Annotated in this window: 23 protein-coding genes; 15 read left to right on the plus strand and 8 right to left on the minus strand. The window is 42.8% G+C overall.

Going from position 1 to position 21,428, the window contains the following annotated elements:
* The first annotated feature begins 217 nt into the window (after positions 1 to 217).
* The 9 genes from fabK to ADH54_RS06410 are packed head-to-tail and all read left to right on the plus strand — an operon-like array spanning position 218 to position 8,090.
* Positions 218 to 1,192 (plus strand): enoyl-[acyl-carrier-protein] reductase FabK, encoded by a 975-nt coding sequence (gene fabK, locus ADH54_RS06370; protein ID WP_049524470.1) that lies wholly within the window; start codon positions 218 to 220, stop codon positions 1,190 to 1,192.
* Positions 1,185 to 2,108 (plus strand): ACP S-malonyltransferase, encoded by a 924-nt coding sequence (gene fabD, locus ADH54_RS06375; protein WP_049524471.1) that lies wholly within the window; start codon positions 1,185 to 1,187, stop codon positions 2,106 to 2,108. Before fabK ends, fabD begins: the two co-directional genes overlap by 8 nt.
* A 40-nt stretch (positions 2,109 to 2,148) precedes the next feature.
* The gene (gene fabG, locus ADH54_RS06380) at positions 2,149 to 2,880 is read left to right on the plus strand and encodes a 3-oxoacyl-[acyl-carrier-protein] reductase (RefSeq protein WP_049524472.1); all 732 of its coding nucleotides are present in this window, start codon (positions 2,149 to 2,151) and stop codon (positions 2,878 to 2,880) included.
* Positions 2,881 to 2,901: 21 nt separating this feature from the next.
* A complete protein-coding gene (fabF, locus tag ADH54_RS06385) occupies positions 2,902 to 4,137 on the plus strand; it encodes a beta-ketoacyl-ACP synthase II (RefSeq protein WP_049524473.1) in 1,236 nt (411 codons plus the stop codon).
* Positions 4,138 to 4,139: 2 nt separating this feature from the next.
* Positions 4,140 to 4,625 carry an acetyl-CoA carboxylase biotin carboxyl carrier protein gene (gene accB, locus ADH54_RS06390; RefSeq protein WP_049524474.1) on the plus strand — a complete coding sequence of 162 codons (486 nt, stop codon included), beginning with the start codon at positions 4,140 to 4,142 and terminating at the stop codon, positions 4,623 to 4,625.
* Positions 4,622 to 5,044: a 3-hydroxyacyl-ACP dehydratase FabZ gene (gene fabZ, locus ADH54_RS06395; protein ID WP_000565509.1), complete on the plus strand. Its 423-nt coding sequence runs from the start codon at positions 4,622 to 4,624 to the stop codon at positions 5,042 to 5,044. Before accB ends, fabZ begins: the two co-directional genes overlap by 4 nt.
* Before the next feature lie 11 nt (positions 5,045 to 5,055).
* Positions 5,056 to 6,423, plus strand: a complete 1,368-nt coding sequence (gene accC, locus ADH54_RS06400; protein ID WP_049524475.1) for an acetyl-CoA carboxylase biotin carboxylase subunit — start codon at positions 5,056 to 5,058, stop codon at positions 6,421 to 6,423.
* A 36-nt stretch (positions 6,424 to 6,459) separates the two neighbouring features.
* Positions 6,460 to 7,326, plus strand: coding sequence for an acetyl-CoA carboxylase, carboxyltransferase subunit beta (gene accD / locus ADH54_RS06405; protein WP_049524476.1), 867 nt, complete (start codon positions 6,460 to 6,462; stop codon positions 7,324 to 7,326).
* Complete coding sequence (locus tag ADH54_RS06410; protein ID WP_049524477.1) at positions 7,323 to 8,090, plus strand: acetyl-CoA carboxylase carboxyl transferase subunit alpha; 768 nt, start codon at positions 7,323 to 7,325, stop codon at positions 8,088 to 8,090. Before accD ends, ADH54_RS06410 begins: the two co-directional genes overlap by 4 nt.
* A 102-nt stretch (positions 8,091 to 8,192) precedes the next feature.
* Here ADH54_RS06410 and nusB read toward each other — a convergent pair whose 3' ends face one another.
* The 6 genes from nusB to gatC all read right to left on the minus strand — a co-directional run bounded on the left by nusB (position 8,193) and on the right by gatC (position 12,923).
* On the minus strand, positions 8,193 to 8,618 hold the full coding sequence (gene nusB / locus ADH54_RS06415; RefSeq protein WP_049524478.1) for a transcription antitermination factor NusB: 426 nt from the start codon (positions 8,616 to 8,618) through the stop codon (positions 8,193 to 8,195).
* Positions 8,611 to 9,000: an Asp23/Gls24 family envelope stress response protein gene (locus ADH54_RS06420; RefSeq protein ID WP_023938546.1), complete on the minus strand. Its 390-nt coding sequence runs from the start codon at positions 8,998 to 9,000 to the stop codon at positions 8,611 to 8,613. Before ADH54_RS06420 ends, nusB begins: the two co-directional genes overlap by 8 nt.
* Before the next feature lie 21 nt (positions 9,001 to 9,021).
* A complete protein-coding gene (efp, locus tag ADH54_RS06425) occupies positions 9,022 to 9,582 on the minus strand; it encodes an elongation factor P (protein ID WP_000568643.1) in 561 nt (186 codons plus the stop codon).
* Positions 9,583 to 9,712: 130 nt separating this feature from the next.
* A complete protein-coding gene (gene gatB / locus ADH54_RS06430; RefSeq protein WP_049524479.1) occupies positions 9,713 to 11,155 on the minus strand; it encodes an Asp-tRNA(Asn)/Glu-tRNA(Gln) amidotransferase subunit GatB in 1,443 nt (480 codons plus the stop codon).
* Positions 11,155 to 12,621 (minus strand): Asp-tRNA(Asn)/Glu-tRNA(Gln) amidotransferase subunit GatA, encoded by a 1,467-nt coding sequence (gene gatA, locus ADH54_RS06435; RefSeq protein ID WP_049524480.1) that lies wholly within the window; start codon positions 12,619 to 12,621, stop codon positions 11,155 to 11,157. The genes gatB and gatA overlap by 1 nt, the downstream gene beginning before the upstream one ends.
* Positions 12,621 to 12,923 (minus strand): Asp-tRNA(Asn)/Glu-tRNA(Gln) amidotransferase subunit GatC, encoded by a 303-nt coding sequence (gene gatC, locus ADH54_RS06440; RefSeq protein WP_049524481.1) that lies wholly within the window; start codon positions 12,921 to 12,923, stop codon positions 12,621 to 12,623. Before gatC ends, gatA begins: the two co-directional genes overlap by 1 nt.
* A 213-nt stretch (positions 12,924 to 13,136) precedes the next feature.
* Here gatC and ADH54_RS06445 point away from each other — a divergent pair, with 213 nt between their 5' ends.
* A complete protein-coding gene (locus ADH54_RS06445; RefSeq protein ID WP_049524482.1) occupies positions 13,137 to 14,681 on the plus strand; it encodes a peptide chain release factor 3 in 1,545 nt (514 codons plus the stop codon).
* A gap of 631 nt (positions 14,682 to 15,312) precedes the next feature.
* Here ADH54_RS06445 and ADH54_RS06450 read toward each other — a convergent pair.
* Positions 15,313 to 16,266 (minus strand): aromatic acid exporter family protein, encoded by a 954-nt coding sequence (locus tag ADH54_RS06450; RefSeq protein ID WP_049524483.1) that lies wholly within the window; start codon positions 16,264 to 16,266, stop codon positions 15,313 to 15,315.
* A gap of 67 nt (positions 16,267 to 16,333) precedes the next feature.
* Positions 16,334 to 17,539 (minus strand): serine/threonine transporter SstT, encoded by a 1,206-nt coding sequence (gene sstT, locus ADH54_RS06455; RefSeq protein ID WP_049524484.1) that lies wholly within the window; start codon positions 17,537 to 17,539, stop codon positions 16,334 to 16,336.
* A 151-nt stretch (positions 17,540 to 17,690) separates the two neighbouring features.
* Here sstT and ADH54_RS06460 point away from each other — a divergent pair, with 151 nt between their 5' ends.
* From ADH54_RS06460 to yhbY, 5 genes are all read left to right on the plus strand, one after another.
* Complete coding sequence (locus tag ADH54_RS06460) at positions 17,691 to 18,257, plus strand: mechanosensitive ion channel family protein (RefSeq protein WP_049524485.1); 567 nt, start codon at positions 17,691 to 17,693, stop codon at positions 18,255 to 18,257.
* Between the two features lie 51 nt (positions 18,258 to 18,308).
* Complete coding sequence (locus tag ADH54_RS06465; protein WP_049524486.1) at positions 18,309 to 19,214, plus strand: magnesium transporter CorA family protein; 906 nt, start codon at positions 18,309 to 18,311, stop codon at positions 19,212 to 19,214.
* A 16-nt stretch (positions 19,215 to 19,230) separates the two neighbouring features.
* Positions 19,231 to 19,758, plus strand: a complete 528-nt coding sequence (locus ADH54_RS06470; RefSeq protein ID WP_049524487.1) for a YqeG family HAD IIIA-type phosphatase — start codon at positions 19,231 to 19,233, stop codon at positions 19,756 to 19,758.
* Between the two features lie 2 nt (positions 19,759 to 19,760).
* The gene (yqeH, locus tag ADH54_RS06475; RefSeq protein WP_049524488.1) at positions 19,761 to 20,867 is read left to right on the plus strand and encodes a ribosome biogenesis GTPase YqeH; all 1,107 of its coding nucleotides are present in this window, start codon (positions 19,761 to 19,763) and stop codon (positions 20,865 to 20,867) included.
* Between the two features lie 212 nt (positions 20,868 to 21,079).
* Positions 21,080 to 21,391, plus strand: a complete 312-nt coding sequence (yhbY, locus tag ADH54_RS06480) for a ribosome assembly RNA-binding protein YhbY (protein WP_000060169.1) — start codon at positions 21,080 to 21,082, stop codon at positions 21,389 to 21,391.
* Positions 21,392 to 21,428: the final 37 nt, after the last annotated feature.

Genomic DNA, 21,428 nt, shown 5'->3' on the forward strand with positions numbered 1-21,428 from the left:
AATGAAAATCAAAGAGCAAACTAGGAAGCTAGCCGCAGGCTGTACTTGAGTACGGCAAGGTGACGCTGACGTGGTTTGAATTTGATTTTCGAAGAGTATAAGCAGAATATAGATAGAAGGAGTAGGGAAACCCGCTCCCTCTTGTTTAGGCAATAGTTTGATTTTCAAATTATGACAGTATCGAACTATTACGTAAGCAAGAAACGATGGAGGCACTATGAAAACACGTATTACAGAATTATTGAATATTGATTATCCTATCTTTCAAGGAGGAATGGCCTGGGTTGCTGATGGTGATTTGGCAGGGGCTGTTTCCAAGGCTGGCGGACTAGGCATTATCGGTGGGGGGAATGCCCCTAAAGAAGTTGTCAAGGCAAATATTGATAAAATCAAATCATTGACTGATAAACCCTTTGGTGTCAACATCATGCTCTTGTCTCCCTTTGTGGAAGATATTGTAGATCTCGTTATCGAGGAAGGCGTCAAAGTGGTTACAACAGGGGCAGGAAATCCTGGTAAATACATGGAACGCTTTCACGAAGCAGGAATTACAGTTATTCCTGTTGTACCAAGTGTTGCCCTAGCTAAACGCATGGAAAAAATCGGTGCGGACGCTGTTATTGCAGAAGGAATGGAAGCTGGGGGGCATATCGGTAAATTAACAACCATGACCTTGGTGCGACAGGTAGCCGCAGCTGTATCTATTCCTGTTATTGCGGCAGGAGGAATTGCGGATGGTGAAGGTGCTGCGGCTGGATTTATGCTAGGTGCAGAGGCTGTTCAGGTTGGAACTCGGTTTGTCGTTGCCAAAGAGTCTAATGCCCATCCAAATTATAAGGCGAAAATTTTAAAAGCTAGAGATATTGATACTACGATTTCAGCTCAACACTTTGGACATGCTGTTCGTGCAATTAAAAACCAATTGACTCGTGATTTTGAAAAAGCTGAAAAAGATGCCTTTAAACAAGAAAATCCTGATTTGGAAATCTTTGAACAAATGGGAGCGGGTGCTCTAGCCAAAGCAGTTGTTCACGGAGATGTGGATGGTGGATCTGTTATGGCAGGTCAGATCGCAGGGCTTGTTTCCAAAGAAGAAACCATTGAAGAAATCCTAAAAGATTTGTATTACGGAGCGGCTAAGAAAATTCAAGAAGAAGCCTCTCGTTGGGCAGGAGTTGTAAGAAATGACTAAAACAGCCTTTTTATTTGCTGGTCAAGGTGCCCAGTATCTAGGTATGGGACGGGATCTCTATGATCACTACCCTATTGTCAAAGAAACGATTGATCAAGCGAGTCAGGTACTTGGTTATGATTTGCGTCATCTCATCGATACGGAAGAAGACAAACTCAATAAGACCCGCTATACCCAACCAGCCATTCTAGCGACTTCGGTTTCTATCTACCGTTTATTACAAGAAAAAGGCTATAAGCCTGATATGGTTGCTGGTTTGTCCCTTGGAGAATACTCTGCCTTGGTGGCCAGTGGCGCCTTGGATTTTGAAGATGCGGTAGCTTTGGTAGCTAAGCGTGGAGCCTATATGGAAGAAGCAGCTCCTGCTGGTTCTGGCAAGATGGTCGCAGTTCTTAATACACCAGTAGAGGTCATTGAGGAAGCCTGTCAAAAGGCTTCTGAACTTGGAGTGGTTACCCCAGCCAACTATAACACACCTGCACAAATCGTGATTGGTGGAGAAGTGGTTGCAGTTGATCGAGCTGTCGAACTCTTGCAGGAAGCAGGCGCCAAACGCTTGATTCCTCTCAAGGTTTCAGGGCCTTTTCATACCGCTCTCCTTGAGTCTGCTAGTCAGAAACTAGCTGAAACTCTAGCTCAGGTAAGTTTTTCAGATTTTACTTGTCCCCTAGTCGGCAATACAGAAGCTGCAGTTATGCAAAAAGGAGACATTGCTCAACTCTTGACGCGTCAGGTCAAGGAGCCAGTTCGTTTCTACGAAAGTATGGCAGTTATGCAAGAAGCAGGCGTAACCAACTTTATCGAGATTGGACCGGGGAAAGTTTTGTCAGGCTTTGTCAAAAAAATTGATAAAACGGCTAAACTAGCCAATGTTGAAGATCAGGCTAGCTTGGAAGATTTGCTAGAAAACAAGTAATCCCTTCTCCCATAAATACAAGAGAAAACAGGAGAAAAGAATGCAACTAAAAAATAAAAATATCTTTATTACAGGTTCGAGTCGTGGAATTGGTCTTGCCATCGCCCACAAGTTTGCTCAATCAGGAGCAAATATTGTTTTAAACAGTCGTGGTGCAATTTCAGAAGAATTGCTCGCTGAGTTTTTAAATTATGGTGTCAAGGTGGTTCCCATTTCAGGAGATGTATCAGATTTTGCAGACGCTAAGCGTATGGTTAAGCAAGCTATTGCAGAGCTGGGTTCAGTAGATGTTTTGGTTAACAATGCAGGAATTACCCAAGATACCCTGATGCTCAAGATGACAGAAGCAGATTTTGAAAAAGTGCTTAAAGTGAATCTGACTGGCGCTTTTAACATGACACAATCAGTCTTGAAACCGATGATGAAAGCCAGAGAAGGTGCTATCATTAATATGTCTAGTGTTGTTGGTTTGATGGGAAATATCGGTCAAGCTAACTATGCAGCTTCTAAGGCTGGTTTGATTGGTTTTACCAAGTCTGTGGCGCGTGAAGTGGCCAATCGCAATATCAGAGTTAATGCTATTGCTCCTGGAATGATTGAGTCCGATATGACAGTTGTTCTATCAGACAAGGTAAAAGATGCTATGCTGGCGCAAATTCCTATGAAAGCATTTGGGCAGGCGGAGCAGGTTGCAGATTTGACAGTATTTTTAGCAGGCCAAGATTATCTAACTGGTCAAGTGGTTGCCATTGATGGTGGCTTAAGTATGTAGCAGAAGCTAGAGGTGAAAAAGATGAAACTAAATCGCGTAGTAGTAACAGGTTATGGAGTAACATCTCCAATCGGAAATACACCAGAAGAATTTTGGAATAGTTTGACAACTGGAAAAATCGGAATTGGTCCAATTACAAAATTTGATCATAGTGACTTTGATGTGCATAATGCAGCAGAAATCCAAGATTTTCCTTTTGATAAATACTTTGTAAAGAAAGATACCAACCGTTTTGATAACTATTCTTTATATGCCTTGTATGCAGCCCAAGAAGCTGTTAATCATGCCAATTTGGATGTAGAGGCTCTTGATAAAGATCGTTTTGGTGTTATCGTTGCCTCTGGTATTGGTGGAATCAAGGAAATTGAAGATCAAGTGCTTCGCCTCCATGATAAAGGACCAAAACGTGTGAAACCATTGACCCTTCCAAAAGCCTTGCCAAATATGGCTTCAGGAAATGTTGCTATGCGTTTTGGAGCAAACGGTGTTTGTAAATCTATCAATACTGCCTGTGCTTCATCAAATGACGCGATTGGGGATGCCTTCCGCTCAATTAAATTTGGTTTCCAAGATGTTATGTTGGTAGGTGGTTCAGAAGCTTCTATTACACCTTTTGCTATTGCTGGTTTCCAAGCCTTGACAGCTCTCTCTACTACAGAGGATCCAGCTCGTGCTTCTATCCCATTTGATAAAGACCGTAACGGTTTTGTCATGGGTGAAGGTTCAGGGATGTTGGTTCTTGAAAGTCTTGAACACGCTGAAAAACGTGGCGCTACTATCCTTGCTGAAGTGGTTGGTTACGGTAATACTTGTGATGCCTACCATATGACTTCTCCACATCCAGAAGGTCAAGGAGCTATCAAAGCCATCAAACTAGCCTTGGAGGAAGCCGAGATTTCTCCAGAGCAAGTAGCCTATGTCAATGCTCACGGAACATCAACTCCTGCTAATGAAAAAGGAGAAAGTGGTGCGATCGTGGCTGTTCTTGGTAAGGAAGTACCTGTATCATCAACTAAGTCTTTCACCGGACATTTGCTGGGTGCTGCAGGCGCGGTAGAAGCTATCGTCACAATCGAAGCTATGCGTCATAACTTTGTACCAATGACAGCTGGAACAAGTGAAGTATCAGATTATATCGAAGCCAATGTCGTTTATGGACAAGGCTTGGAGCAAGAAATTCCATACGCTATTTCAAACACTTTTGGTTTTGGTGGCCACAATGCAGTTCTTGCTTTCAAACGTTGGGAGAATAAATAAGTATGAATTTAAACGATATTAAAGACTTGATGGCTCAATTTGACCAGTCAAGTTTGAGAGAATTTTCTTATAAAAATGGGACGGATGAGTTGCAGTTTAGCAAGAATGAATCGAGACTGGTGTCTGAAGTTGCATCTCAAGTCGCTCCAGCACCCGTTCTAGCAACACCGAGTCCAGTAGCTCCTACATCTGCTCCAGCAGAGACTGTAGTGGAAGAAACTTCGGCGCCAGCTGAAGCAAGTGTGGCTGCTGAGGGAGATGTTGTAGAGAGTCCACTTGTTGGGGTGGCTTACTTGGCTGCTGGTCCTGACAAACCTGCATTCGTCACAGTTGGTGATACTGTTAAAAAGGGTCAAACACTGGTCATTATCGAAGCCATGAAAGTCATGAATGAAATCCCAGCTCCTAAGGATGGTGTGGTAACGGAAATTCTCGTTTCTAACGAAGAAATGGTTGAGTTTGGTAAAGGATTGGTACGTATCAAATGATCGATATTCAAGGAATCAAAGAAGCCCTTCCCCACCGTTATCCTATGCTCCTAGTGGACCGTGTGTTGGAAGTGAGCGAAGATACTATTGTTGCTATCAAAAATGTGACCATTAACGAGCCCTTCTTTAACGGTCATTTTCCTCAATACCCTGTTATGCCAGGTGTTCTAATCATGGAAGCCTTGGCGCAAACTGCTGGTGTCTTGGAGTTGTCAAAACCTGAAAATAAGGGGAAACTGGTCTTTTACGCTGGTATGGACAAGGTTAAGTTCAAGAAGCAAGTTGTACCAGGCGACCAATTGCTTATGACGGCAACGTTTGTAAAACGCCGTGGTACCATTGCCGTGGTTGAAGCAAAGGCTGAAGTGGATGGCAAGCTTGCGGCCAGTGGTACTCTTACCTTTGCAATAGGGAACTAAGGAGGTTCTCCATGTTTCGAAAAATTTTAATTGCCAATCGTGGTGAAATTGCGGTTCGCATTATCCGTGCGGCGCGTGAGTTGGGGATCGCAACGGTGGCGGTTTATTCAACTGCTGATAAGGAAGCCCTTCATACGCTTTTGGCAGATGAAGCAGTTTGTATCGGCCCTGGCAAGGCAACAGAGTCTTATCTCAATATCAATGCGGTTCTATCAGCTGCAGTCTTGACTGAGGCAGAAGCCATTCACCCAGGTTTTGGATTTCTCAGTGAAAATTCCAAATTTGCAACCATGTGTGAAGAAGTTGGTATCAAGTTTATCGGTCCATCTGGTCATGTTATGGATATGATGGGGGATAAGATCAATGCGCGTGCTCAGATGATCAAAGCAGGCGTGCCTGTTATACCAGGTTCGGATGGAGAAGTGCATAACTCTGAGGAAGCTTTGATTGTTGCTGAAAAAATTGGCTACCCTGTTATGCTCAAGGCTTCAGCAGGTGGAGGTGGTAAAGGGATTCGTAAGGTTGAAAAACCAGAAGATCTCGTTTCCGCCTTTGATACTGCTTCAAGTGAAGCCAAGGCCAATTATGGCAATGGTGCTATGTACATAGAGCGGGTTATTTATCCAGCTCGCCATATTGAGGTTCAAATCCTAGGAGATGAACACGGAAATGTGATTCACTTGGGTGAACGGGATTGTTCTCTTCAACGGAATAATCAAAAGGTTTTGGAAGAAAGTCCTTCAATTGCAATCGGAAAAACGTTGCGTCATGAAATCGGTGCGGCTGCTGTTCGAGCTGCAGAGTCTGTTGGCTATGAGAATGCAGGGACCATTGAGTTTCTGCTTGATGAAGCAAGTGGCAATTTCTATTTCATGGAAATGAATACACGTGTTCAGGTAGAGCATCCAGTAACAGAATTTGTTTCAGGTGTGGATATCGTTAAGGAACAAATTCGTATTGCAGCAGGTCAGCCTCTGTCTGTTAAGCAAGAAGATATTGTCCTACGCGGTCATGCCATCGAGTGTCGGATCAATGCAGAAAATCCAGCCTTTAACTTTGCTCCAAGTCCAGGTAAGATTACCAATCTCTATCTGCCAAGTGGAGGAGTTGGCTTACGCGTGGATTCAGCAGTTTATCCAGGCTATACCATTCCGCCTTATTATGACAGTATGATTGCCAAAATCATCGTTCACGGTGAAAATCGTTTTGATGCCTTGATGAAAATGCAACGTGCCCTCTATGAATTAGAGATTGAAGGGGTGCAGACCAATGCAGATTTCCAGCTTGACCTCATTTCAGATCGTAATGTCATTGCTGGAGATTATGATACTTCCTTCTTGATGGAAACCTTCTTACCTAAATATCAAGAAAAAGAATAAAATGACTTCAAGAGTTTAAACCGAAAAGGGGAATCAATGGCTCTATTTAGTAAAAAAGATAAGTATATTCGAATCAATCCCAATCGTTCGGTTAGGGAAAAACCTCAAGCCAAGCCAGAGGTTCCAGATGAATTATTCTCCCAGTGTCCGGGTTGTAAGCATACCATTTATCAGAAGGATCTGGGAAGTGAGCGTATCTGTCCGCACTGTAGCTATACCTTTCGTATTTCTGCCCAAGAACGCTTAGCTTTGACGATTGATATGGGAACTTTCAAGGAATTGTTTACAGGGATTGAGAGCAAGGATCCCTTGCATTTCCCTGGTTATCAAAAGAAACTAGCAACTATGCGTGAAAAAACAGGTCTGGATGAAGCCGTTGTGACAGGAACAGCTCTTATAAAAGGTCAGACTGTGGCTCTTGGGATTATGGATTCCAACTTTATCATGGCTTCTATGGGTACGGTTGTAGGTGAAAAAATCACTCGCTTATTTGAGTATGCAACTGTCGAAAAATTGCCAGTTGTCCTCTTCACTGCCTCTGGTGGAGCCCGTATGCAGGAAGGAATCATGAGTCTCATGCAAATGGCCAAGATTTCTGTAGCAGTTAAACGCCATTCAAATGCTGGTCTCTTTTATCTGACCATTTTGACAGATCCAACGACAGGTGGTGTGACAGCTTCTTTCGCTATGGAAGGCGATATCATTCTGGCTGAACCACAGAGTTTGGTCGGTTTTGCTGGGCGTCGTGTGATTGAAAACACGGTTCGTGAAAGCTTGCCTGAGGATTTCCAAAAGGCAGAATTCCTATTGGAGCATGGATTTGTGGATGCTATCGTTAAAAGAAGAGATTTGCCAGATATGATTGCAAGCCTAGTCAGATTGCATGGAGGGAGTCCTAGATGAATATTGCAAAAATAGTCAGAGAAGCGCGTGAGCAGAGTCGCTTGACGACCTTGGACTTTGCGACAGGCATTTTTGATGACTTTATTCAATTACACGGTGATCGTTCTTTTCGTGACGATGGTGCAGTTGTTGGTGGTATTGGCTGGCTTGGAGATCAAGCTGTAACAGTGGTTGGTATCCAAAAAGGCAAGAGTTTACAAGATAACCTTAAACGGAATTTTGGACAACCACATCCAGAAGGCTACCGCAAGGCTCTACGGTTGATGAAACAGGCTGAAAAGTTTGGCCGCCCAATTGTGACCTTTATCAATACTGCTGGAGCCTATCCTGGTGTCGGAGCGGAAGAACGTGGACAGGGAGAAGCCATTGCTCGTAATCTCATGGAAATGAGTGACCTGAAAGTTCCGATTATCGCCATCATTATAGGTGAAGGTGGTTCAGGCGGGGCTCTGGCTCTAGCAGTCGCAGACCGTGTTTGGATGCTGGAAAATTCTATCTATGCCATTCTCAGCCCAGAAGGTTTTGCTTCCATTCTATGGAAGGACGGAACTCGTGCCATGGAAGCGGCAGAACTGATGAAAATCACTTCGCATGAACTGTTAGAAATGGACGTGGTGGACAAGGTGATTTCTGAAGCAGGACTTTCTAGCAAAGAACTGATTAAGAATGTAAAAAAAGAACTCCAAGCTGAGCTAGCTTTACTTTCACAAAAACTGCTAGAAGAGTTGTTGGAAGAACGTTACCAACGATTTAGAAAATACTAATATAAAAACTAGAACTGACTGCCAGTTCTAGTTTTTATGTGGTTCTTAATCTGTGCAGAGGGGAAAGTCAAAAGGTGCTTGGAAGACCAAACACCTTTTCGATTATTCATTTTCTTCAGTTACAAATTGACTAAGCAGTCCGTTGATAAAGCGGGCTGATTTTTGATCTGAAAAATTCTTAGCAAGTTCAATAGCTTCATTGACTGCTACCAGCTGAGGTGTATCAAATGATGTGATTTCAAAGATACCCAAGCGTAGTAAATTTTTTTCGACCAAGGTCAAGCGTTCAACTGTCCAGCCTGATTTGAGGTGCTGGTTGATTTGTTTATCCAACTCTTCTTTTTGAGCTTGGATACCAGAAACCAAGTTTAGAAGAAAGGCTGGGATTTGCACATCTGCATCTTCACGGTTATGTGTGTAGGCAAAGTGACAAGCCGTTTCCATATCTGTACCGAATTCAAGGCTCATAAGAGCTTGAAAAGCGCATTTACGAAGTTCGCGTCTAGATTCTAATAATGGACTAGTCATTGAGGAAGTCCTCGTTAAATAAATCTTTCAACTCTGGTTTAGGTGTTTTATCTGGAACGATTCCTGTAACATGGATATTGACAGCAGAAAGTTCCACATCAGCCATATCATGGACAGCATCTTTGACCGCTTTTTGAATAGCAAGAGCAACTTTTGGTACTTTCACACCGTACTCAAGGTAGAGGTAGATGTCAGCAGTTAGCTCTTCATTGCTTTCTTTTAAGTAGACGCCACGACCAAGAGAGAGTTTTGATAGGGTATCAGATACAGATTTATTTGAAAATGAGTGGACACCATCAACTTTAGCAGTTGCGATGGCAATGATTTTTTCAAGTACACGTGGAGCGATAACGATTTCGCCAAATTGTTCTTCAATTCCCATAGAATGACCTCTTTCTAGAGATTAGGCACGAGAAACGTAAGTTCCTTCTGCAGTGTTGATGATCAATTTTTGTCCAGCTTCGATGAAGTCAGGAACGTTGACAACAAGTCCAGTTTCCATAGTTGCTGGTTTACCAGAACCTGTAACAGTAGCACCCTTGATAGATGGTTGTGTTTCAGCAACTGTCAATTCAACAGTAGTTGGTACAGTTACACCGATTACTTCAGTTCCGTAGAATTGGATTTTCACATCAGAGTTTTCAAGGATGTAAAGCAATTCATTTTCAACGTTTACGACTGGGATTTCGTATTGGTCGTAAGTTTCAGTGTTCATGAAGTAGGCAGTTTCATCCATTTTGTACAAGTATTGAGCTGGAACAGTTTCGATAATAGCTTGTTCGAATTTTTCTTCTGGACGGTAGCTTGTGTCAAAAGTAGAACCAGTACGGACATCACGCAATTTCATACGCATGATTGTGTTCCCTTTACCTGGTTTGTGGTGGCTAGCTTCCAAAACACGGATCAATTTTCCGTCTGCAGTTTCAAATGTCATACCAGCTTTCAATTTGCTTGCTTCAATCATGTTTTTACCTCTTTAATAAATATTATTACTCTTCATTTTACCATAAAATCTTCTGGAAATAAAGCCAAAATAGTTATTGGGAGATGGTAGGGGGGAAAAAACCAACCTCAGGGCTGGTTTTTGTTACATATTAATCTTCTTTCAACTTCGCCAATTCTTGGGCAAGTAGTTTAAGAGCAACTTGTGGGTTGGCTTGGCCTTTGGTTGCTTTCATTAGGAATCCTGTGAAGGCCTTGTCAGCATTACGTTTGCCTGACTTGAAGTCGGCAACGGCTGCTTCATTATCTGCGAAGACTTGATGAATGATTGGAATCAAGACATCTGGATCTGAAATTTGAACCATACCTGCTTTTTCCACGTATTCACGCGCGCCACCGCCATTTTTAGCGAGATGGACAAAGACTTTCTTTGCAATCTTAGACGAGATAGTGCCGTCTTCGATGATGGCAATCATTTCTACCAAGTTTTCTGGGGTCAATTCGATTTGTTCTAGTGTCTTGCCTTCAGCGTTCAAGAACTGAGCGACTTCACCTTGGAGCCAGTTAGAGACTTGTTTGGCATCACCACCTAGGGCGACAGCTTTTTCAAAGAAATCAGAAGTGACTTTGTTTGCAGTCAACTGGCTAGCATCGTAGTCAGACAAGCCGAGGTCAGAGACGTAGCGCGCACGGCGTTCTTTTGGAAATTCTGGCAATTCAGTCCGCATTTCCTCAATCCACTCGTCTGAGATTTCAAAGAGTGGGAGATCTGGTTCTGGGAAGTAGCGGTAGTCAGCAGCCCCTTCCTTAACACGCATGAGGATGGTTGCCTTGTTGGCTTCATCGTAACGGCGTGTTTCTTGACGAATTTGTCCACCTGAGCGAAGGATTTCAGCCTGACGTTGAACTTCGTATTCAAGACCTTTGCGAACGTTTGAGAAGGAGTTGAGGTTCTTCAATTCAGTCTTGGTACCGAATTTTTCTTGACCATAAGGACGAAGAGAAATATTGGCATCCACACGCATGGAACCTTCTTCCATCTTAACGTCAGAAATGCCAGCGTATTGGATAACTTCCTTGAGGGCGGTTAGATAAGCGTAGGCTTCTTCTGGTGAACGCATGTCAGCTTCGGATACAATCTCAATCAAGGGCACCCCTTGGCGGTTGAGGTCAACGTAAGAGTAGCCGTCTGTACCGTGGGTATTTTTACCAGCGTCTTCTTCCAAGTGAGCGCGTTCGATACCGATTTTCTTAGTTGTACCATCTTCTAGCTCGACTTCAATCCAACCGTTATAGCCGATTGGCTCATCAAACTGAGAAATTTGGTAGGCTTTGGGATTATCAGGATAGAAGTAGTTTTTACGATCAAAGTGCATCTTTTTGTGGATGTCCATGTTGAGGGCAAGAGCTGCCTTGATACCGGCATCGACAACACCCTTATTGAGAACGGGTAGAACTCCTGGGAAAGACCAGTCAATCACGTTAGTGTTGGCATTTTGGTCATTTCCAAAGTGAGCAGAAGTAGGTGAGAAGATTTTTGAATTGGTGTTGAGCTCTACGTGGACTTCAAGTCCAATGACTGTTTCAAAGTTCATTAGTTGTCACCTCCAAAAATCACGGGTTGTTGTTTGTGGTAGTCTGTTGTTGCTTCAAAAGCAGCAGCAGCTTGGTAAATAGTTTCCTCAGAATACTTAGGACCAATCAATTGCAGACCAACAGGTAGACCTTGAGAGAATCCAGCAGGAATCGAAATTCCTGGGAGACCTGCCAGGTTTACTGGAATGGTCAAAAGGTCAGCTAAGTACATGGCAACTGGGTCGTGGTTGAGTGAATCCAAGTCATAGGCAACGCTTGGTGCGGTTGGGCCCAAAATCAAGTCATAATCCGCAAAGACTTTTTCGAAATCTTGGATGATGAGGGTACGGACCTGACCAGCTTTTTTATAGTAGGCGTCATAGTAACCTGATGAAAGGCTGAAAGTACCCAGCATGATACGACGTTTCACCTCTTCACCGAAACCTTGGCTACGGCTGTTTACATAGATTTCATCAAGGTTGCTTGCATCTTCTGCGCGGTAGCCGTAACGGATACCATCAAAACGTTGCAAGTTTGATGAAGCTTCAGATGAAGCGATGATGTAGTAAACGGCAACACCGTATTTTGAGTGAGGAAGGCTGACTTCTTCAACGATAGCACCCAGTTTTTCAAAGTGTTTGGCTACATTCAGAATAGTTTCCTTAACCTCTGGGTCAATCCCTTCACCAAGATATTCTTTAGGTAAAGCGATTTTCATTCCCTTGATATCTTGACCGATTTTTGAAGTAAAGTCGGCAATGCGGACAGGGGCAGAAGTAGAGTCTTTGGAATCTTCGCTGGCAATCGCGTTGAGCAAGAGGGCATTCTCCTTAACAGTAGGTGCGAAAGGTCCGATTTGGTCTAATGAGCTACCAAAGGCAATGAGACCGAAGCGAGAAACCGTTCCGTAGGTTGGTTTGAGACCAACGATCCCGTTGAAGGCAGCAGGTTGGCGGATAGAGCCACCAGTATCAGAACCAAGTGACAAGCGAACTTGTCCTGAAGCTACAGCTGCGGCCGAACCACTTGATGAACCACCAGGAACCTTGGTCTGGTCCCAAGCATTTTTAGTGGCACCGTAGTAAGAAGTTTCACCTGAACCACCCATGGCAAACTCGTCCATGTTGGTCTTTCCTACGACAATCATGCCTTTAGCTTTTGCATTGGCAACGGCTGTCGCATCAAAGATTGGCTCGTAGTTGTAGAGCATTTTTGAGGCAGCAGTTGTGAGAATACCATCTGTAGAGATATTATCCTTGACAGCAAGTGGAATTCCTGAGAGGACATTATCAGCGTCAATTCCAGCTTCATCAATGGCTTTGGCTTGAGCAAGAGCCTGCTCCTCAGCGATGGTAACAAAAGCGTTGATAGCTGTCTCGCGAGACTGGATATCTTCAAGCGTAGCTTGAGTTAGTTCAGTTGCTGAAATTTCCTTAGAGACAAGGAGATTGTGTAAGTCTTCAATGGTTTTATTGTTAAAAGTCATTAGGCATCTCCTCCATCGTCTAGGATAGCTGGTACCTTGATATAGTAGTTGTCTTTTTCAGGTACGTTTTTAAACAAGCGATCACGGTCTGTTCCTTCTTCGGCCACATCAGGGCGGAGTACGGTCTTACGGTCAGCCATGGTCGTAGTAGGTGCGACACCAGTTGTGTCAACTTCGTCCAGCAATTCAACCATGTCAACAATCTTAGACAAGGTAGTCGCAAAGGCAGCAGTTTCTTCTTCAGAGAATCTTAATTTTGAAAGATTGGCAACGTGTGTTACCTCTTCTTGCGTAATTTTCATCTTGCATCCTTTCGTGAAATGATGATTTTTAGTCTGTTCTATTTTACCATATTTTCCTATAAATAAGGGAGGGGGAACTGAAAAGAAATAGAAATTGAAAAAAATGCTAAAATCCGATATAATGGAGTGTTGAAAGGAATGGTAAAATCCAATGTAGAAATCATTCTTAGCTATTGAAATAACTAAAAATAGAAAATCAAAGAAAGAGAACTTATGAATATTCAAGAAGAAATTAAGAAACGTCGTACTTTTGCCATCATCTCCCACCCGGACGCGGGGAAAACAACTATCACTGAGCAACTGCTCTACTTTGGAGGCGAGATTCGTGAGGCTGGTACCGTAAAAGGAAAGAAAACAGGGACTTTTGCCAAGTCTGACTGGATGGATATCGAGAAGCAACGTGGGATTTCGGTGACCTCATCTGTTATGCAATTTGACTACGATGGTAAGCGCGTCAATATCCTCGACACACCAGGACATGAGGACTTCTCAGAAGATACCTATCGTACCTTGATGGCGGTGGATGCTGCGGTCATGGTTGTGGACTCTGCCAAGGGTATTGAGGCTCAAACCAAGAAATTGTTTGAAGTTGTCAAACACCGTGGAATTCCGGTCTTCACCTTTATGAACAAGCTAGACCGTGACGGTCGTGAGCCACTGGACCTCTTGCAAGAATTGGAAGAAGTCTTGGGCATTGCGAGCTATCCGATGAACTGGCCGATCGGTATGGGGAAAGCCTTCGAAGGATTGTATGACCTCTATAACCAACGTTTGGAACTTTATAAAGGGGATGAGCGTTTTGCTAGCCTGGAAGATGGAGACAAGCTTTTTGGAAGCAATCCTTTCTATGAGCAAGTCAAGGATGATATTGAACTTTTAAATGAAGCTGGGAATGAGTTTTCAGAGGGAGCAATCCTTGCTGGAGAATTGACACCTGTCTTCTTCGGTTCAGCTTTGACAAACTTTGGTGTGCAGACCTTCCTTGAAACCTTCCTTAAGTTTGCTCCAGAACCACATGGACACAAGAAAACAGATGGCGAAATTGTGGATCCTCATGATAAGGATTTCTCAGGATTTGTCTTTAAAATCCAAGCCAACATGGACCCTCGTCACCGTGACCGTATTGCCTTTGTCCGTATCGTATCAGGTGAATTTGAGCGTGGCATGAGTGTCAACCTGCCTCGTACTGGTAAGGGGGCTAAACTTTCGAATGTTACCCAGTTTATGGCGGAAAGTCGTGAGAATGTAACCAACGCTGTGGCAGGTGATATTATAGGGGTTTACGATACAGGTACTTATCAAGTTGGGGATACTTTGACAGTTGGCAAAAACAAGTTTGAATTTGAACCCCTACCAACCTTTACACCTGAAATTTTCATGAAAGTCTCTGCTAAGAATGTCATGAAGCAAAAATCCTTCCACAAGGGGATTGAGCAACTAGTGCAAGAAGGAGCCGTTCAGCTTTACAAGAATTACCAAACAGGTGAGTACATGCTAGGGGCTGTGGGTCAACTCCAGTTTGAAGTCTTTAAGCACCGTATGGAAGGCGAGTACAATGCAGAAGTGGTCATGAGCCCAATGGGTAAAAAGACCGTTCGTTGGATCAAGCCAGAGGACTTGGATGAACGGATGTCATCAAGCCGAAATATCTTGGTTAAAGACCGTTTTGACCAACCAGTCTTCCTCTTTGAAAATGACTTTGCCCTCCGTTGGTTTGCGGACAAGTATCCAGACGTAGAGTTGGAAGAAAAAATGTGACTCAGTACCAACAATTGGAACTACAGTTCCTAATTGTTGGACGCTAGTCGCTATTTGGCGAACTAGCTAACTGCCTCACTAACTACGTTTGGCAAATGTAATCGATTTGCCAAACTCCGTGTCGTGGTTCAGAAAATTTATTTGATTGTGTAACATTCTAAGTAGCTAATGAGCCTGGGGCAAAAGTCTAACCTTAAATATAAAAAGCGAACAAAACGAGTTATCTGACACTCAGAATTCTGTCTTGTTCGCTTTTTTGTCTAATCTATCGATTTTTTAAATTTATAATAAAGAATTCCTAAAATCAAAATCTTTTTGTCCCAGACTCTAGGTGCTCCACTAGTAAAGTTTTACGAATAATATTGATTCGTGGGCTTTTCCGTTGTAACGGGTAGAAAGTGGCCTAGATAACTGTCTTACTAACTATGTTTGGTAAATAGAATCGATTTGTAAAACTCCGTGTAGTGGATAATAATACTGCAAAGTTTACAGTATTTTATCTCAGCATTCTATAAAAAGATGTTGAATATTAAGCCCTATTCGTTTTACTATTAACCTTTATGGTACTAACCTACAAATAAAAGAAAACTTCAGATAATCACCTTTTGTGATTGGTCTGAAGTTTTCTTTTTTACTGTCCATATTTTTGGTAAAAATCAACTTTTACTTGGATGAAGGTTTTGGCTTCACGCAGGAGTTGAAGAAGGGTGGCGCGAGTTTCAAATTCTTCTCTTGTCTTGGGTAGACTGCGGTTTCGGAAGACTTCTAGATAGCGTTCAATTTCATCTAGTAAATCAGAAGCAGGATTGGTCTGGCTCAGTTGACCAGCGATTTTTGAAAAGAGCTGCGCTAAGATCAGGCTCTCACTGGCAGCTAGGTGACAGGTGTTGATTTGCTGGGCCATGTTTCGCAGGATACGACTTTGTCGCTGTCTCATCTCAAAGTAGTGAATATGGTAATCAGTCTGGTGAAAGAGGTGGTCTGAGTGATCCAAATAGACCAGTCTGAGGGCTTCTTCCAAAAGAGTGTCTAATTCTTCCACAAGCTGTGCTCGGTTACGTCCATCCCCTCTGGATAAATAATATTTGAAGCGTAGGAGGATATCTTTTAACTTTTCTTCCACCAGTGTGTGGTAGTGCTGGATTTCCTCTTCTCGTGAAGGCATATAGAGATTAACAAGCAGGGCAAATCCAGTACCGATTGCAAAGAGAAGGAATTCATTGACTAGAAGGTCTGGAGAGGTTGACTCTTGTACCAAGAGGTGGCTAACCAAAACGCTACTTGGTGTGATGCCAATTTCCCAGCCCATCTTGTAGGCTAGAGGAACGTATAGGGCCAAATAGAGGCCAAGGCTCCAGATATGAAATCCACTCAAGTGAAAAGCCAAAACCCCGATAACCAGAGCTAGAAGCATGGAAAAGAGCCGATTGCGGGCCAGTTTTAAGGTACTTCTACGCGTATCAGATAGGCTCAAGAGAGCGATGATTCCAGCCGAGACAGCTGAGGACAGATTGAGAAAATAAGCAAGAAGGCAGGCAAGACAGGTAGCTAAGATGAGCTTGGTCGTACGTTGGCTAATAGACATAAGAATTTCCTAATAAGTTAGAATAAAAGCGTAAAAGACAAGACCTGAGCAGGCTTGCCTTTATGATTTATTTTTTACGGGCTGCTGCGTATTCGGCAACGGCAGTAAAGAGGACGTCTGTAGAAGAGTTAAGGGCTGTTTCACATGAGTCTTGAATGACACCAATAACAAATCCAACTCCGACAACTTGCATGGCAATATCGTTAGAAATACCGAAAAGACTACAAGCAACTGGGATAAGAAGGAGGGAACCTCCAGCAATACCAGAAGCACCACAGGCTGAGATAGCTGCTACTACACTGAGGACAAAGGCTGTCGCAAAGTCAACAGGAATTCCAAGAGTGTTAACTGCAGCAAGGGTCAAAATGTTAATGGTAATCGCTGCTCCGGCCATGTTGATAGTAGAACCAAGTGGGATAGAAACAGAATAGGTATCTGGATCTAGTCCAAGGTCGTGACAAAGTTTCATGTTGACAGGGATATTGGCCGCAGAACTACGAGTAAAGAAGGCTGTCACACCGCTGACACGCAAACATTTCCAAACGAGGGGATAAGGGTTTCTCTTCATAAAGAGGAAGGCAATCAATGGATTGACTACTAGAGCCACAAAGAACATAGTTGTCACCAAGAGGGCAAGCAAGATTCCGTAGTTGGCTAGACTTCCGATTCCCTTATCAGAAATGGTTTTAAAGACAAGGCCAAGGATACCAAATGGAGCTAGGTTAATGATCCATTCGACAATTTTAGAAGTCACATCAGCCATAGTTTTCAGTAATTCTTTACTATTTTTGCTGGCTTCTCTCATAGCAATCCCGAAAACAACTGCCCATGATAGGATACCAATGTAGTTGGCAGTAATGAGGGCATTAACTGGATTGTCAACCAGTTTGAGCAAGAGGTTGCTGAGGACCTGTCCAATCCCATCTGGTGGAGCAATATCGGTATTAGCGCTATTTAAGGTAATTTCAACAGGGACGATGAAACTTGCTAGTACAGCGATGAGGGCAGCTGCGAAGGTTCCTACCAAGTAAAGGAAGATAACGGTTTTCATATTACTATCTTGTCCCTTTTGATGTTGGGAAAGGGCATTGGCAACGAGGGCAAAGACCAGAATCGGTGCGATGGCTTTGAGGCCACCAACAAAGAGATCTCCTAGAAGGCCAATTCCTGAAATGTTAGGAAGTGTCAGTCCTAGGGTTCCTCCAATAAGCATACCAATCAAAATTCGTTTGATTAGGCTTGCCTTATTCCAAGCATGAATGAATTTTTTCATAACAATCTCCTTTGTTGTGTAATGTTTATGATTATAGTATAAATATGAACTAAAATCAAGAATTTTCTGTCTATTTTTGAAATTATTTTTGAATATTTATGGAGAATGACACTTTATGAAAGTATGGTATAATAAATGAAAGGAGTTTTCTATGCAAGAATTTTTTCAAACCTATCTCAATAAGCTTGATATAACAACGATTATTGAGAATATCTTAACCAAGTTAATTTCTCTGTTATTTCTATTTTTACTCTTCTATATAGTTAAGAAATTGCTCCATACTATGGTGCAGAGAATTGTTAAACCTTCTCTAAAAATGTCTCATCATGATGTCGGACGTCAGAAAACAATCTCACGTCTGTTAGAAAACATGTTTAATTATACCCTTTATTTCTTTTTACTTTACTGTATTTTGTCGATTTTAGGTTTGCCAGTTTCTAGTTTGCTGGCAGGTGCAGGAATCGCTGGGGTGGCTATTGGGATGGGAGCCCAAGGCTTTCTGTCTGATGTCATCAATGGCTTTTTCATCCTTTTTGAACGTCAACTGGATGTGGGGGATGAGGTCGTTCTGACAAATGGTCCTATTACTGTATCGGGCAAGGTTGTCAGTGTCGGTATTCGAACTACTCAACTCAGAGGAGAAGACCAGGTTCTGCACTTCGTTCCCAATCGGAATATCACCGTTGTCAGCAATTTCTCTCGGACAGACCAGGCCTGAAATTTTAGTAGATTTATGGTATAATGGAAAGAGTTTGGTAAAGGAGAAAAGATGTTTTTAGAAAAACAGTTGGGCAATGGTTGTACCTGGATTAACCTAGATTTGGATAAGTTGAAAAAACTAGAGGACCTTTCTGAAATCTACGGTTTGGACAAGGAAACCATCGAATACGCACTGGATAGAAATGAGCGTGCCCACATGGATTATCACCGTGAAAATGGAACGGTGACCTTTATCTACAATGTCTTGGACTTGAAAAAGGATAAGGCATACTATGAAGCCTTTCCCATGACCTTTATTGTGGAACATCGTCGCCTGATAACCATCAGTAATACCAAGAATGCCTATGTCATTGAACAGATGACACGTTATCTGGAGAGTCATGATATGCTTTCGATTTACAAGTTTCTCTTTGCCAGTCTGGAAATTATCAGCAATGCCTACTATCCTGTCGTCGAGCAGATGGACAAGAGTAAGGATGAGGTCAATGGTCTCTTGCGCCAGCGGACGACCAAGAAAAATCTCTTTGCCCTTTCCGACTTGGAAACTGGTATGGTTTACCTCACTGCGGCTGCCAAGCAAAATCGCATGTTGCTGGAACATATCCAAGGGCATGCCCTCTATCGCAGTTTTAACGAGATTGAAAGAGAGCAGTTTGATGATGCCATGATTGAGGCTCACCAACTGGTGTCCATGACAGACTTGATTTCTCAAGTCCTCCAACAACTATCAGCATCTTACAACAATATCCTAAACAATAATCTGAATGATAATTTGACAACCTTGACCATCATTTCAGTCTTGCTAGCTGTTTTGGCAGTCGTGACAGGCTTTTTCGGAATGAATGTTCCTCTACCATTTACAGAAGAGCCAAATGCTTGGATTTATATCTTAATGGCTAGCTTGATTTTATGGGCAGCCTTATCTCAATGGCTGAAGAAAATTACTAGAAAATAAAAGAGAAGGAGCCAGAATGGCGATTGAAAATTACATGCCAGATTTTGCTGTGGAAGCAGTTTATGATTTGACAGTAGAAAGCCTGCAAAAACAAGGAATAAAAGCTGTTTTGGTGGATTTAGATAATACTCTCATTGCTTGGAATAACCCTGACGGGACTCCAGAGATGAAACGATGGCTACATGATCTTCGGGACGCGGGCATTCGCATTATCGTAGTCTCAAACAACACTAAGAAACGCGTCCAACGAGCAGTTGAGAAGTTTGGGATTGATTACGTTTATTGGGCATTGAAGCCCTTCACATTTGGGATTGACCGTGCCATGAAGGAATTCCACTATGATAAAAGCGAAGTGGTCATGGTTGGCGATCAGCTCATGACAGATATTCGTGCAGCCCACCGTGCTGGCATTCGCTCGATTTTAGTCAAACCCTTGGTCCAACATGACTCGATCAAAACGCAGATTAACCGAGCTCGTGAGCGTCGTGTCATGCGAAAAATCACTGAAAAGTACGGACCGATTACATATAAAAAAGGAATTTAACTATGGAAGAAATTCTCTGTATTGGTTGTGGAGCAACCATTCAGACGACAGACAAGGCTGGACTTGGATTTACTCCCCAGTCGGCACTTGAAAAAGGTTTGGAGACTGGCGAAGTCTATTGCCAACGCTGTTTCCGTCTCCGCCACTACAATGAAATCACGGATGTCCAGTTGACGGATGATGATTTCCTCAAGCTCTTGCATGAGGTGGGAGACAGTGATGCTTTAGTGGTCAATGTCATTGATATCTTTGATTTTAATGGCTCTGTTATCCCAGGCTTGCCACGTTTTGTCTCAGGAAATGATGTCCTCTTGGTCGGAAATAAAAAAGATATCCTGCCCAAGTCAGTAAAACCGGGAAAGATTAGCCAGTGGCTCATGGAGCGTGCCCATGAAGAAGGTCTTCGTCCAGTCGATGTCGTCTTAACTTCGGCACAAAACAAGCATGCCATTAAGGAAGTCATTGACAAGATTGAACACTACCGTAAGGGCCGTGATGTCTATGTGGTTGGTGTAACCAACGTTGGAAAATCAACTCTTATCAATGCTATTATCCAAGAAATCATGGGTGACCAGAATGTCATTACGACTTCGCGCTTCCCAGGGACAACCTTGGACAAGATTGAGATTCCACTTGATGACGGATCTTATATCTACGATACACCAGGGATTATCCACCGTAACCAGATGGCTCACTACTTGACGGCTAAAAACCTCAAGTATGTCAGCCCCAAAAAGGAAATCAAGCCTAAGACCTATCAGCTAAATCCTGAACAAACCCTATTTTTAGGTGGTCTCGGACGCTTTGATTTCATTGCGGGTGAAAAGCAAGGTTTCACTGCCTTCTTTGACAATGAACTCAAACTCCATCGTACCAAGCTTGAAGGAGCTAGTGCCTTTTACGATAAGCACGTCGGAACCCTTCTGACACCACCAAATAGCAAGGAAAAAGAAGATTTTCCAAAACTAGTTCAGCATGTATTTAACATTAAGGACAAGACAGACCTAGTTATCTCAGGCCTAGGCTGGATTCGCGTAACAGGCACAGCCAAAGTCGCCGTCTGGGCACCAGAAGGCGTTGCCGTCGTCACACGAAAAGCAATTATTTAAAATAAAATCACTGATCGAACAAAGTGAGCTCATAAAAAGATAGTTATTGCTGTGGTGTTTTGCCAATCGATAGATTGGCAAGGGGCACCATTGAGACCAAGGCTCAATGGTGAGGTCAGGAAATCCATTTTTCAAAGATGAGATCTTTGGAAAATTAGTTCCGACCGTCCCTCACCACCTAAAATAACTATCAAAAAAACAAGGAAGAAATTATGTCATTAACATCAAAACAACGTGCCTTCCTCAACAGTCAGGCACACACCCTCAAACCCATCATCCAAATTGGGAAAAATGGACTCAACGACCAAATCAAAACCAGCGTCCGTCAAGCTCTTGACGCCCGCGAATTGATTAAAGTAACGCTCTTACAAAACACAGATGAAAACATCCACGAAGTAGCTGAAATCTTGGAAGAAGAAATCGGTGTGGATACAGTCCAAAAAATCGGACGCATCTTGATTTTGTTTAAACAATCCAGCAAAAAAGAAAATCGCAAGATTTCTAAAAAAGTCAAAGAAATCTAGGAAACCTACTCCAAACAACTGTTTTTACAGAGAAATA

Origin of the sequence: Streptococcus pseudopneumoniae (assembly GCF_001072315.1) — a bacterium.
In the GTDB taxonomy this organism is placed as follows: Bacteria; Bacillota; Bacilli; order Lactobacillales; family Streptococcaceae; genus Streptococcus; species Streptococcus pseudopneumoniae_R.

What these genes read in the sequence shown, in the direction of transcription:
- fabK (WP_049524470.1), top strand. Translation starts at nt 218, where the DNA reads ATGAAAACACGTATTACAGAATTATTGAATATTGATTATCCTATCTTT.
- fabD (WP_049524471.1), top strand. Translation starts at nt 1,185, where the DNA reads ATGACTAAAACAGCCTTTTTATTTGCTGGTCAAGGTGCCCAGTATCTA.
- fabG (WP_049524472.1), top strand. Translation starts at nt 2,149, where the DNA reads ATGCAACTAAAAAATAAAAATATCTTTATTACAGGTTCGAGTCGTGGA.
- fabF (WP_049524473.1), top strand. Translation starts at nt 2,902, where the DNA reads ATGAAACTAAATCGCGTAGTAGTAACAGGTTATGGAGTAACATCTCCA.
- accB (WP_049524474.1), top strand. Translation starts at nt 4,140, where the DNA reads ATGAATTTAAACGATATTAAAGACTTGATGGCTCAATTTGACCAGTCA.
- fabZ (WP_000565509.1), top strand. Translation starts at nt 4,622, where the DNA reads ATGATCGATATTCAAGGAATCAAAGAAGCCCTTCCCCACCGTTATCCT.
- accC (WP_049524475.1), top strand. Translation starts at nt 5,056, where the DNA reads ATGTTTCGAAAAATTTTAATTGCCAATCGTGGTGAAATTGCGGTTCGC.
- accD (WP_049524476.1), top strand. Translation starts at nt 6,460, where the DNA reads ATGGCTCTATTTAGTAAAAAAGATAAGTATATTCGAATCAATCCCAAT.
- ADH54_RS06410 (WP_049524477.1), top strand. Translation starts at nt 7,323, where the DNA reads ATGAATATTGCAAAAATAGTCAGAGAAGCGCGTGAGCAGAGTCGCTTG.
- nusB (WP_049524478.1), bottom strand. Translation starts at nt 8,618, where the DNA reads ATGACTAGTCCATTATTAGAATCTAGACGCGAACTTCGTAAATGCGCT.
- ADH54_RS06420 (WP_023938546.1), bottom strand. Translation starts at nt 9,000, where the DNA reads ATGGGAATTGAAGAACAATTTGGCGAAATCGTTATCGCTCCACGTGTA.
- efp (WP_000568643.1), bottom strand. Translation starts at nt 9,582, where the DNA reads ATGATTGAAGCAAGCAAATTGAAAGCTGGTATGACATTTGAAACTGCA.
- gatB (WP_049524479.1), bottom strand. Translation starts at nt 11,155, where the DNA reads ATGAACTTTGAAACAGTCATTGGACTTGAAGTCCACGTAGAGCTCAAC.
- gatA (WP_049524480.1), bottom strand. Translation starts at nt 12,621, where the DNA reads ATGACTTTTAACAATAAAACCATTGAAGACTTACACAATCTCCTTGTC.
- gatC (WP_049524481.1), bottom strand. Translation starts at nt 12,923, where the DNA reads ATGAAAATTACGCAAGAAGAGGTAACACACGTTGCCAATCTTTCAAAA.
- ADH54_RS06445 (WP_049524482.1), top strand. Translation starts at nt 13,137, where the DNA reads ATGAATATTCAAGAAGAAATTAAGAAACGTCGTACTTTTGCCATCATC.
- ADH54_RS06450 (WP_049524483.1), bottom strand. Translation starts at nt 16,266, where the DNA reads ATGTCTATTAGCCAACGTACGACCAAGCTCATCTTAGCTACCTGTCTT.
- sstT (WP_049524484.1), bottom strand. Translation starts at nt 17,539, where the DNA reads ATGAAAAAATTCATTCATGCTTGGAATAAGGCAAGCCTAATCAAACGA.
- ADH54_RS06460 (WP_049524485.1), top strand. Translation starts at nt 17,691, where the DNA reads ATGCAAGAATTTTTTCAAACCTATCTCAATAAGCTTGATATAACAACG.
- ADH54_RS06465 (WP_049524486.1), top strand. Translation starts at nt 18,309, where the DNA reads ATGTTTTTAGAAAAACAGTTGGGCAATGGTTGTACCTGGATTAACCTA.
- ADH54_RS06470 (WP_049524487.1), top strand. Translation starts at nt 19,231, where the DNA reads ATGGCGATTGAAAATTACATGCCAGATTTTGCTGTGGAAGCAGTTTAT.
- yqeH (WP_049524488.1), top strand. Translation starts at nt 19,761, where the DNA reads ATGGAAGAAATTCTCTGTATTGGTTGTGGAGCAACCATTCAGACGACA.
- yhbY (WP_000060169.1), top strand. Translation starts at nt 21,080, where the DNA reads ATGTCATTAACATCAAAACAACGTGCCTTCCTCAACAGTCAGGCACAC.